Origin of the sequence: Rhizobium changzhiense, assembly GCF_013087625.1 — a bacterium.
In the GTDB taxonomy this organism is placed as follows: Bacteria; Pseudomonadota; Alphaproteobacteria; order Rhizobiales; family Rhizobiaceae; genus Rhizobium; species Rhizobium sophorae.
The window spans coordinates 664,443-675,512 of sequence record NZ_JABFCQ010000003.1 but is presented as its reverse complement, the minus strand read 5'-3'; the positions used below and the strand labels follow the sequence as shown (position 1 = coordinate 675,512).

General features: G+C 59.8%; 8 protein-coding genes. All 8 read right to left on the bottom strand.

All coding sequences use genetic code 11. The features are described 5' to 3' along the window. Positions 1–21: 21 nt before the first annotated feature. The 8 genes from G9X68_RS18245 to G9X68_RS18210 all read right to left on the bottom strand — a co-directional run bounded on the left by G9X68_RS18245 (position 22) and on the right by G9X68_RS18210 (position 10,394). Complete coding sequence (locus G9X68_RS18245) at positions 22–783, bottom strand: SDR family NAD(P)-dependent oxidoreductase (protein ID WP_168312003.1); 762 nt, start codon at positions 781–783, stop codon at positions 22–24. Beyond that, complete coding sequence (hydA, locus tag G9X68_RS18240; RefSeq protein WP_171603573.1) at positions 780–2,213, bottom strand: dihydropyrimidinase; 1,434 nt, start codon at positions 2,211–2,213, stop codon at positions 780–782. The genes G9X68_RS18245 and hydA overlap by 4 nt, the downstream gene beginning before the upstream one ends. Continuing rightward, the gene (locus G9X68_RS18235) at positions 2,210–3,469 is read right to left on the bottom strand and encodes an MFS transporter (RefSeq protein ID WP_171603572.1); all 1,260 of its coding nucleotides are present in this window, start codon (positions 3,467–3,469) and stop codon (positions 2,210–2,212) included. The genes hydA and G9X68_RS18235 overlap by 4 nt, the downstream gene beginning before the upstream one ends. Beyond that, the gene (locus G9X68_RS18230; RefSeq protein WP_171603571.1) at positions 3,469–5,559 is read right to left on the bottom strand and encodes a dipeptide ABC transporter ATP-binding protein; all 2,091 of its coding nucleotides are present in this window, start codon (positions 5,557–5,559) and stop codon (positions 3,469–3,471) included. The genes G9X68_RS18235 and G9X68_RS18230 overlap by 1 nt, the downstream gene beginning before the upstream one ends. Further along, positions 5,556–6,431: an ABC transporter permease gene (locus G9X68_RS18225; protein ID WP_168311999.1), complete on the bottom strand. Its 876-nt coding sequence runs from the start codon at positions 6,429–6,431 to the stop codon at positions 5,556–5,558. The genes G9X68_RS18230 and G9X68_RS18225 overlap by 4 nt, the downstream gene beginning before the upstream one ends. Before the next feature lie 3 nt (positions 6,432–6,434). After that, positions 6,435–7,448: an ABC transporter permease gene (locus G9X68_RS18220; RefSeq protein WP_168311998.1), complete on the bottom strand. Its 1,014-nt coding sequence runs from the start codon at positions 7,446–7,448 to the stop codon at positions 6,435–6,437. Positions 7,449–7,518: 70 nt separating this feature from the next. Beyond that, positions 7,519–9,198 (bottom strand): ABC transporter substrate-binding protein, encoded by a 1,680-nt coding sequence (locus G9X68_RS18215; RefSeq protein ID WP_206679762.1) that lies wholly within the window; start codon positions 9,196–9,198, stop codon positions 7,519–7,521. A gap of 185 nt (positions 9,199–9,383) precedes the next feature. Further along, the gene (locus tag G9X68_RS18210; protein ID WP_171603569.1) at positions 9,384–10,394 is read right to left on the bottom strand and encodes a GlxA family transcriptional regulator; all 1,011 of its coding nucleotides are present in this window, start codon (positions 10,392–10,394) and stop codon (positions 9,384–9,386) included. Positions 10,395–11,070: the final 676 nt, after the last annotated feature.

Below are 11,070 nucleotides of genomic sequence, written 5' to 3'. Positions count from 1 at the left end.
CAAAGATTTTCAACACAGGTATCAGCGCGTCGCGTAGCCACCGTCGGCCAGGAGATCGGTTCCGGTGACGAAGGATGCATCCGACGACAATAGAAAGGCGGTGGCGGCGGCTATTTCCTCCGGCTGCCCGATGCGTCCGAGCAAATGCGCAGGCCCCAACCCGGCATTGGCCGCCTCGAGATCCGGCCACCGTTGCAGCAGCCGTGGAGTGGCGACGGCCCCGGGCGAAAGGCTGTTGACGCGGATGCCATCAGCCGCATGGTCAACCGCCATGGCCTTGGCGAGATGCACGAGACCGGCCTTTGCGGCGCAGTAGGCGACGGCCTTGCCGGTTGCCACATGAGCGAATTGCGATGCAATGAAGACGACCGAGCCGCCGCCACCTTCGATCATGGCCGGAAGCGCATGTTTGCTGGCAAGGAAGGCGCCGGTCAGGATGACATCGATTTCCAGCCGCCATTGCGGCTCGGCAAGGTCGACGACACTCCCATCCATCGAGGGTGCAGCCGCATTGTGCACGAGGCCATCGAGGCGCCCGAAATGTTCAACGCCGGTCTCCACCGCACGCTTGACCGAGCCGCTCTCGGTAACCTCGCATTGTATGCCCAGCGCCTGCCGACCGAGAGATTTTGCAAGCGCGTTGGCTCCATCGAGCGATTGGTCTGCGCAGATGACGAAGGCTTTCTCGTCGATGCAGCGGCGCGCGATCGCCGCGCCGATGCCGCTTGCTGCGCCCGTCAGAAAGATCACCTTGCCTTCAAGGCGGGATATCGGCGTTGTCATGATGCGAGGACCTTCGAAAGTCCCTGCTGCGGCGGGAAAGGCCGCTCTCTGGCGATGAACTGGCCACGGCCCGGTTCCGCCAGGATCTTACCGTCGTCCCAGACGATATCGCCGCGCGAGATCGTCATGACGGGCCAGCCCTTGACCACCTGCCCCTCGTAGGGCGTGTAGTCGGTGGCGTGGTGCAGCAGGGAATTGCTAATCGTCACGCTGCGATCCGGATCCCAGATCGCAATATCGGCGTCTGCCCCGACGGCAATCTGCCCCTTGCGCGGAGCAAGCCCGAAAAGGCGTGCCGGCGCGCCGGACGTCAGGTCGGCGAATTTCTGCAGCGAGATCAGGCCACCATTCACCCCAGCGGAAAACAGCAAAGCAAGGCGCGTCTCCACGCCGGGAATGCCATTGGGAATACGGTGAAAGGGCGTCCCCGGCCCGCCCGCTATCTTATCCGCATAGTGCCACGGCGAATGATCCGAAGAAAAAACCTCCAGCGTTCCGTCCAGGATACCGGCCCAGATTGCAGGCTGGTTCGACTTGTCGCGCGGCGGCGGCGTGCAGACGCATTTGGAGCCAGAGAGATCATGGGTGTCGATGTCCTCAGCCGAAAGAAAGAGATATTGCGGGCAGGTTTCGGCGTAGATCGGAAGCCCGCGCGCCTTGGCGCGGCGGATCTCCTCGACGGCGCCGCCCGCAGCGACGTGGCTGACGAGGATCGGCGTCTCGATCAGTTCTGAAAGGCTGATCGCCCGGAAGGTCGCTTCACGGTCGCCGATCGCTGAATGCGCTTTTTCATGGTAGCGCAATTCGGTCTTGCGCGCGGCAATGAATTTTTCGGTCAACCAGCGAATGCAGGCGTCGTTTTCCGCATGAACCATGACCATTGCGCCCTGCGCGCGGGCAAGGTCGAGCACATTCAGCACCTCATAGTCATCGAGCTTCAAACCGTCATAGGTGAGGTAGATCTTGATCGAGGTGCAGCCTTCCGCGATCAGCTGGGGAATTTCGTTGCCCAACACTTCGGCTGAGGGATCTCCGACGATCAGGTGAAAACCGTAGTCGATATGCGCCTTCGGACGGGCGCGCTCGTGGTAATCCTCGACGATGTCGCGTAGCGACTGGCCACGCATCTGCATGGCGAAAGGCACCACAGTTGTCGTGCCACCGCACATCGCCGACAGCGTGCCAGTGTTGAAATCGTCAGCTGTCGCCTTCCCTTCCCATGGCTGCTGATCCATGTGGCAATGGCTGTCGACGCCGCCGGGCAGAACGATACGCCCCTCGGTCGCGACTTCATGTTTGCCCTCGGGGAGATCCGGCCCGAGCGCCGCAATCACGCCGTCGCGAACGCCGATATCGATCTGCCTGGTCGCATCCGGCAGCACCACACGGCCACGACGGATCACGAGGTCATAAGGCTTGGCGGGCATCATTCGCTTCCTCCCGAGACGAGGCAATGTTTGGTGGCGCCGATCGGACGGCGCAGCAGATTGAAGCAGGCAGTAGCAGCAACCAGGAACGCTCCGCTCCCGAGCAGAAGAAAGAGTGCCTGCGGTGCAAACAGCTCCATCAGCTGGGCGGCGAGCCCAGGTGTCATGATGTTGCCGATCGAATAGAGGAGCAGGAGGCTACCCGATGCCGAGACCATATGGCGGCTGTCGAGCTGTGAGTTGGCGTAAGCGATGCCGACCGGGTAAATTGTCAGCGCAATCGCGCCATAGGCGAAAAACAGACCGTAGAGAAGCATCTGCGGATAGCTTCCGGCCCAGGCGATTGTTGCGCACAGTCCTGCTCCCGCCAATCCCTGAACGAGAAGTAGAACGCGCCGGTCCATACGATCCGACAACCATCCGACCGGCGCCTGAGCGAGCATGCCGCCCAGGCTGAAGGCGGTTACCAGTGTCACGGCCACCGCCGCGTCAAGGTGCACCCGCTCCGCATAGATCGGCGTCATCGTATAGACATTCATATTCGTCATGCCCGCTTGAAAGACGCAGACGACAGCCACCGGTGCGAGAGCGACGAGCCGCCAGATGCCATACCGATGCCCGGAGTGAGCGTTACCGGCCTCGACCGCCACTGCCAGCGGCAGGCGCAAGGTGGGCCAGGGTCCACCGACAAAGCGGGCGTAGATTAGTCCAAGCAGGACGACACCGAGCACGATCTGAAAGAGATGGGGAGAGTCCGCTCCGGCCGCTTCGACAAGCAATTGCGCAAACAGCGTCGCCAGCGACGTCATCAGCATATAGAGCGAGAAATAAGCTCCGCGGTTCTTCTGGCCAGCGTAAAGATTGATCCAGCTTTCGGACACGACGAACAGCGTCGCGATGGAAAAGCCGTTTATCAGGCGCAGGCAGAACCAGACCGGCGCGGCTTGCGTCAGCATGTAGCCGCAGGCGCCAACACCGGCGAACAATGCGACGGCCAGGAAAGCGCGCTCATGTCCCAAGCGGACGACCATGAAGCGGGCTGACAGGCATCCGGCAAGGAAGCCTATGGGAAACGCCGTCAGCAATAACTGGACAATGTGGGGATCGATTGCAGGGTCACTGAGGTGCAGAGAAACTGTGGTCGTCAGAAGAGAATTGCCAGTCGCGACGATGCAGATGCTCGCCATGACATGCAGGATTGCACGAAGGCCTGCGGCTTTCCGCCAGAAGTCACCAATCCGATCGGGATCGCGCATCATTATGCCTTTTCGGCAAAAGCAAGGACGGAAGGCCGGGCGGCCAGATCTGCCTGATCAATGTGGCAGAGAATCTCGTGCGTATCGGACATCTTGCGCAGTGGGGGCGGAGCGGTGTCGCAGATGCTGCCGAGCTTGCGGTGGCACCGCGTCGCAAAACGGCAGCCGGCGGGTACGTTGACCGCGCTCGGTGTTTCGCCGGACAGGCGAATACGCTCGCGCGGCGCTTCATCCGGATGCGGGCTGCGGATCGCTGAGAGAAGTGCTTCGGTATAGGGATGTGCGCCCTCGCCGAAGACTTCCTCGACGGTCCCCTGCTCCATGACCTTACCGAGATACATGACCACAACCTTGTCTGCCACGTGGCGAACCAACGCCAGGTCATGGCTGATGAACAGCATCGTGGCATGCTTTTCCCGTTGAATGTCGAGAAGCAGCGTCACGACCGCGGCCTGCACCGAGACGTCGAGGGCCGAGACCGGTTCGTCGGCGACGATGAGCGACGGTTCCGCCGCAAAGGCGCGTGCGATGGCAATGCGTTGTTTCTGGCCCCCGGAGAGTTGGTTTGGTTTTCGGTCTGCAACGGCCGGAGACAATCGCACCATTTCCAGAAGCTCGCGAACACGCTGTTCGATCTCCGCCTTTCCCTTGCGGATGCCGAACTTCTTGATCGAACGGCGGATGGAGAAAGCGGCGGAATGCGAAGGGTTGAGCGTGCTGTCAGGGTTCTGAAAGATCATCTGAACCTGCTGCAACAGTTCCCGCGGACGCTCGCTCGCCTGCAATTCGGCAATATTTTCACCAGCCATGCGTATTTCGCCCGAGGTCGCCTTGTCGAGACCCGTCACGATGCGCGCCAGCGTGGATTTTCCGCAGCCGGACTCGCCGACCAGCGCCACGATCTCGGCCGTAGCCGCTTCGAAACTGACCGCTTCGTTTGCCTTGACGGTCTTCTGGCGGCCGACGGGATAGAGACGGTTCACATCGGACAGCGTTATCGCCGTCGATCTTGCAGTCATCTTTGTCTCGACCGGAGCAACCGTCGCTTCTACTGCCGAAATTTCGGGCCAGCGGACGCAGCGCACCAGATGCTCTTCCGCCGCCGGCTCCAGAGCAAGGTCCGGACGGTCGCAGAGGCCGGAGACAAAACTCGAACAGCGCGGCCCGAAAAGACAGCCCTGCGGCCTTTCCTGCGGCAGCGGGATCGAGCCCGGAATGGCAGCGAGCGTGCGGCTGCGCTTATCGCCGGTAATGTCGGGAATGCAATCGATAAGGCCGCGCGTATACGGATGTTTCGGCCGGCGGAATACTTCTGATGTCGCTCCCTCTTCTACCATCTCGCCGGAATACATGATGCCGAGACGATCGCAGCTCTCTGCGATCAGGCCGAGATTATGCGAGATGAACAGCAGGCTGGTCGAATAGCGTTGGCGCAATTCGGCGATCAGATCGATGACGGCAGCTTCGACCGTCACATCGAGGCCGGTTGTCGGTTCATCGAGCAGCAACAGCGACGGTTTGGCAAGCAGTGCCATGGCGATGACCACGCGCTGCTGCTGGCCACCGGAAAGCTGATGCGGATACCGCTTCATCATGTCGCCGGGGTCCGGCAGGCGGACGTCGGCAAGCATCGCTTCCGCCATGGCAATGGCATCTTTTTTGCTTGCGCCCATGTGAAGCAGGGGGACTTCGGCAAGCTGCGCACCGATCGTCTTCACCGGATTGAGCGCACTCATCGGATCCTGGTAGACCATCGCGATCTGCCGCCCGCGGATGGAGCGCAGATCCTTGGCCGAAGCACCGACCAGTTGCTTGCCGTTGAAGCGGATGCTGCCGCCGGCAATCACCCCGGTATTTCCGAGATAGCCCATGATCGCCATGGCCGTCGTGCTCTTGCCACAGCCCGATTCCCCTACAAGGCCGTAGCTTTCGCCCGGCATGACCTTAAACGAGAGGTCGGGGATCGCGACGACCGTTTCGCTTTTGCCACGAAACTCGACGCGAAGGCTGGCGATGTCGATAACGGGTTCACAATCGATCGACGGCGTGATGGACATGGCCGCTCCTTGAAGACTGGACGCGATGATGTTCATGATTTCCATGCCTCCCGAATGCCGTCGGCGAGCAGGTTGAAGCCGAGGACCAGGCTGACGAGCGCGGCAGACGGGATCAGCGACATGTGTGGCCAGACATTCAGTACAGTGACACTTTCCTTGACCATGCCACCCCAGTCCGGGTTCGGTGGCGGCAGACCGAGGCCGAGGAAACCGAGGATGCCGATGGTGATGATCGTGTAGCCGATGCGCAGGCAGGCATCGACGATCAGCAGGCTGCGGCAGTTCGGCAGCAGTTCAACGATCATGATGTAGAGCGTGCTTTCAGCACGCAGCTTTGCTGCCGCGACATACTCCTGCTGCTTCAGACCCAGCACCAGGCCGCGCGTTATGCGACCGATACCCGGTGCCGAGGCGATCATCGTCGCAATGACGATGTTGAGGACCGACGGTCCGATATTGGCGATCAGGATGACGTAGATAACGAGAACCGGAAATGCCAGTATGATGTCCGAGACGCGGCTGATCAGCACGTCGATCCAGCCCCCATAGTAGCCTGCAATCATCCCCATCGTGATGCCGACGATCATTGCGACCGCCACCGACAGCGGCGCAACGGAGAGCACTGTGCGGGCGCCGAAGATCAACCGTGACAGCATATCACGACCGAGAATATCGGTCCCCAGCCAGTGGGCAGCGGAAGGATAGGGGTTGCTCATCGCCATGACATCGGAATCCGTCGGCGACGGTAGCGGCAGGACGGGCGCAAGAAGGGCTGCAAGTACCCAGAAGAGAACAAGGCAAAACCCGACGACGGCCGTGCGCGAATGAAAGATGCGCATCCAGTTGGGCCTTGCAGCACGCTTTGGCGGTGCGGTGACCACTCCGGTGATATTGTCATGAACAGCCATGATTTACCTCACCCGGATGCGTGGATCGAGCAGCATGTAGCCGAGGTCGCCAAGCAACTGCGTGACAACGGCGATGGCAACCGTGATCAATGTTGCGGCCTCGAGCGTTGCGATATCGCCGAACAGGCTTGCATCGAGGATCAGGCGGCCGAAGCCCGGATAGGCAAAGACGAGCTCGGTGACGACGACGCCGCTGATCAGGAAGTTGATTTGCAGCAGGAGCACGGTGAACGGTGCGATCATCGCATTCCGCAACGCGTGCCCTAGGACCATGCGGCGCGTGCTCATGCCCTTGAGGATTGCGGTGCGGATATAGGGCCGCTCCATGACTCCGATCATCGAGACGCGGATCATGCGGGCGACATAGCCGAAGTCATAGATGACCAGCACCGCGACGGGCAGGACGAACTGATAGGGCACTGCCCAGCCACCATCGCTGTTGAGCGGGCTCGTGCCTGGCAGGATCGGCCAGAGGATCACGAAGAGCGTCACCAGGAAGACGCCTGACGCGAACTCCGGAATGGAGGTAAAAGTGATACAGATGATCGAAAGCGTCCGGTCCAGCACCCCGCCCTCTTTCAGCCCCGACAGGATGCCGAAAATGATCGACAGCGGCACGATCAGCAGGAACGCCAGCCCGGCGAGGATGGAGGTATTGCCGAGACGATCCCAGATGACGTCGTTGACGGGTAGCTTGTTCAGGGTGGAATATCCGAAGTTGCCGAAATACTGGGCGCCACGCGGGTCCTTGAAGTTCAGCCCGGTGGCCGGATCCTGAAGCGGATCGGGGATTGCGCCGACGAGCACACCCAGCCAGCGACCGTAGCGCACCAGCAGTGGATCATTGGCCTTCAGTTTCTGCGACAGCAGGTCCACCTGCTGCTGGGTAGCGAAAGGACCGAGCGACTTGCGCGCCACGCTGCCGGGAGTGAACTCGCAGACGGCGAAGACGAGAAACGAGGCACAGAGCATCGTCACGACCATCATCGCCAAGCGCTTGAGGAGGAAATTCGCCATAGCCGGACAAGCCCGAATATCTGCGCCCGGCACCCGACCGCGCGAACGCGGCCAGGCACCAGCCGGGAGGTTATACCGAGATCGCGTATTGATGCGCGAAGATGTATTGCGAAGGATGGAGATCGAAGCCCTTGACCTTCTTGTCCATGACGGTCGAGAAAACACGCCAGAAGGGCTGAACGATTGGTCCGTCGTCCTGCATGATCGCCTCGATCTTCGCCATGACCTTGCTGCGCTCCTTCGGATCGAGGATGCCTTCGGCTTCCGTCAGCAGCCTGTCAAATTCCGCATTGGAATAGTTGGACTCGTTCCAGGCGGCATTCGAACGGTAGGCGAGCGACAGCGTCATGATTGCCAGCGGCCGATGGCCCCAGGCCGTCAGGCTGAACGGCGACGTCGTCCAGACTTCCCAATATTGCGCACTCGGCAGCGACTTGATGTTGACCTTCACACCGATGTCCTTGAATTGTTCGGCCAGGACCTGCGCCGTGTTGAGCTCCCAGGTCGGGTCGGGGCGCGTCGTCATGTCGAATTCAAAACCGTCAGGATAGCCTGCGTCGGCCAGGAGCTTCTTGGCCTTCTCGATATCTCGGGGATATTTCGGCAAGGCCGCATATTCGGGATGTGACGGCGCGACGTGATGATCTTCGGCAGGAACACCGGCACCGAGAAGCGCGGTCTGGATAACCTTGTCGCGGTCAATCGCATAGCGCATCGCCTGGCGCACGCGCTTGTCCTTGAACTGGTCGATATTTGGATGCATGCGAGCAACGACCGTCTGGGTCGTATCGACCTGATAGACTGCCACATGCGGGAAATTTTTCATTGCATTGATCTGGACTGCGTCAGCTTCCGACAGGCCATCGACCTGCTTGGAAGCCATGGCCGCGATACCGGCCCCCGGATTGTCGCCGAGGTCGACATATTCGAACGTATCGAGATATGGCCCGGTGCCCCAATAGTCGGTGCGGGCTTTGTACTTGGCACCCTTGCCGACGACGTATTCGGTGATAACGAAGGGACCCGTGCCGTTCGCGTCAGCGCCGAAAGCACCGTTTTCTTCCGGATCAAGGATGAACATCGGGTAGTGGTAGAGGTGCTCGGGCACGGCAATCTGCGGCGAGGAGCAGTTGAGACGAACGGTGTGATCGTCGACCTTCTCGATGGCATTGTCAGCCCAGAGCTTGCTCGACTTCTTGGGATTGCCCTTGTCGTCCTTTTCACCGGTTTCGTATTCCTGCACGAGATAACCGGTGAAAAGCCCGAGCATCGACGAACCGATTGCTGGATCGCAAACCCGCTTCAGGTTCCAGATCACATCGTCGGCCGTCAGCGGCTTTCCCTTGCGCCATTTGACGTCCTTGCGCACATGAAGCGTCCACGTCTTCAGATCGTTGCTGACTTCCCATTTTTCCAGCAGATAAGGATGGGTAATGTTGTTGCGATCCGTGAGGGTCAGATATTCGCAGGTTTGGCGGATGACGTTCGACTTTTCGGCAAAGTCGGCCAGATGCGGATCCTTGATTTCCATGCAACGCATGCCGATGCGCAGGTTTCCGCCCTTCGGCATATCGTCGGCCCGGGCGCCGTCGCCCGGCATTGGAACGCCGGCAAGAGAATATGCGGCTGCGGCCGAAACACCAAGAAGCGTCGCTTTACGCAGAAATTCTCGGCGGCCGATCGAGCCGCTCGACATCTGTTCGACCAGAGTCGGGATATAGGAATGCTGAGACTTGTCCACGGTAGTCATCTCCTAGTTAGCGCTTTAACTGTTCCGAATTTTTGTTGGTCGGACCGGCCGGCAAGATACTCGTCCCAGGCTCGGTCACAGCGGACTTTTTGTCCGTCACCCATCCGTCTTGATTTACGTTAAAACGGGATGGACCTCCGTGATATGCGGTGATCCGACATCTTCTCTGCGTGGATCGACATTGTTCATGACATTGGCTCCTCTCGCAGCTTCTCTGCCTTTCGAGTCGCGGCAGGGTTCTCGCGAAATCGCGTGCGGTATGAGCGGCCGAAATGCGAAGCTGACTGATAACCGCAGATTTCGGCGATCTCACCGATCGCCAGTTCCGTGTAGACCAGCAGTTCTCTCGCGCGTGTCATGCGAAGCTCTATGTAGAAATGGGTAGGACTCTTGCCGAGATTGGCGTGAAACAGCCGCTCGAGCTGGCGAAGCGAAAGCGCCACGCTATTGGCGAGATCGGAAATTTCGACCGGATCGCCGAGGCTGGCTTCCATCCGACGAACCACGAAGGCGAGCTTGGCATTCCGGATGCCGAAACGATCTTCGGGCGACATCCTCTGAACGTCGTCCTGGCGCCGTATCCGCGCGTGGTTGAACTGGTCCGAAATGAGTGCTGCCAACTCCCGACCCTCCACGGCCGAGATGAGGTAAAGCATCATGTCCAATGTGACGGTTCCGCCCGAGGAGGTCAGAAAACGTCCGTCGATCGCGAAAATGTCGTCCGTGGCGAGACAGTTCGGAAACTCGCTGCGAAAGCTTGCAAGCGACTCCCAATGAACGGCACATCGTCGCCCTTCCAACAATCGCGCCTTTGCCAGGAAGAAGACGGCAGTGCTGACTGCTCCAAGCACGCACCCCTCCGAATGGATGCGCCTCAACCATGCAAAGACATTGGCATCATAGGCATCGGCATAATTGATGCCTGCGCAGAGGATGACGATATCGCAGCGCGGCGCCCTGCTGATTGCCGCATCTGCATCGAAGCCCAGTCCGCTGCTGGACTTCACATGGCCGCCATCCGCCGACAGGATGAGCCACTCAAAGGCCTTTCGCTTGGCCAGACGATTGCCCTGCCGCAGCGAGTCGAGCGCTGCCGCAAAGGTCATCAGAGGGAAGTCCGGCACCAGGAAAAAGCCAATCCGGATCGGTCGATGCCCCTGTGCCAATTGCTTAAGCGTATAGGTGTGATCCGTCATGGGGCGAACTCCAAACATCCCGGTTACCCTGCATTTGCCGGTCCGCAGCAGCGGCGGACTCGGGCAGGCAACGAAACACAAACATCCACGACTAAGCGTCACCGCATGGTGAGCCGGAAGTCGCGAAAGCCGCTTTGTTCCTCGCCATCGATGAAGCAACGCAAAATTGATGGACACATTATGCTGGTCGATGGGGGATGGATGGCTGTGTGACACATCCCATCATGACTTGCTACAACGGTTTTGAGCCCGATTATAATGCCGGCGCCTGCGTGGATTCAAAACGTCATCCTAGATACGAACCGGCGCCAGTTCTTTTGATCAGCGGACATCCGAGCGCGAGCGCAGGTTACTGTTTCGGTCGCTAGTCAGCCCGAAGCCGCGTTTTCGGCGACGCCTTAAAGACTATATGTTCTTCAGGCCGAAACCCGGAGAGTGGATAATGCGGCGTTCAGCGTTCGAACCGATCCAGCATCCTCTTCAGTTGTGCGTTTTGCAGCCGAAGCTTCCTCGCCAACTGTTGCTGCCTCGACCGCCAGCGCTTAAATCGCAGTGCAGTCATGCACATGTTGCAATGCAATATAGGCCTTGTGCTCACTTTTCGACTATTATAGGCGAGGCCCGGCTTTCGTTGTGCTGGGCTCGAAACTGAGAACGAATTCGATCACCTTTGCGG

Excerpts from the sequence above, each read along its gene's own strand:
- G9X68_RS18245 (WP_168312003.1), bottom strand. The coding sequence starts at position 783 with ATGACAACGCCGATATCCCGCCTTGAAGGCAAGGTGATCTTTCTGACG.
- hydA (WP_171603573.1), bottom strand. The coding sequence starts at position 2,213 with ATGATGCCCGCCAAGCCTTATGACCTCGTGATCCGTCGTGGCCGTGTG.
- G9X68_RS18235 (WP_171603572.1), bottom strand. The coding sequence starts at position 3,469 with ATGATGCGCGATCCCGATCGGATTGGTGACTTCTGGCGGAAAGCCGCA.
- G9X68_RS18230 (WP_171603571.1), bottom strand. The coding sequence starts at position 5,559 with ATGAACATCATCGCGTCCAGTCTTCAAGGAGCGGCCATGTCCATCACG.
- G9X68_RS18225 (WP_168311999.1), bottom strand. The coding sequence starts at position 6,431 with ATGGCTGTTCATGACAATATCACCGGAGTGGTCACCGCACCGCCAAAG.
- G9X68_RS18220 (WP_168311998.1), bottom strand. The coding sequence starts at position 7,448 with ATGGCGAATTTCCTCCTCAAGCGCTTGGCGATGATGGTCGTGACGATG.
- G9X68_RS18215 (WP_206679762.1), bottom strand. The coding sequence starts at position 9,198 with ATGACTACCGTGGACAAGTCTCAGCATTCCTATATCCCGACTCTGGTC.
- G9X68_RS18210 (WP_171603569.1), bottom strand. The coding sequence starts at position 10,394 with ATGACGGATCACACCTATACGCTTAAGCAATTGGCACAGGGGCATCGA.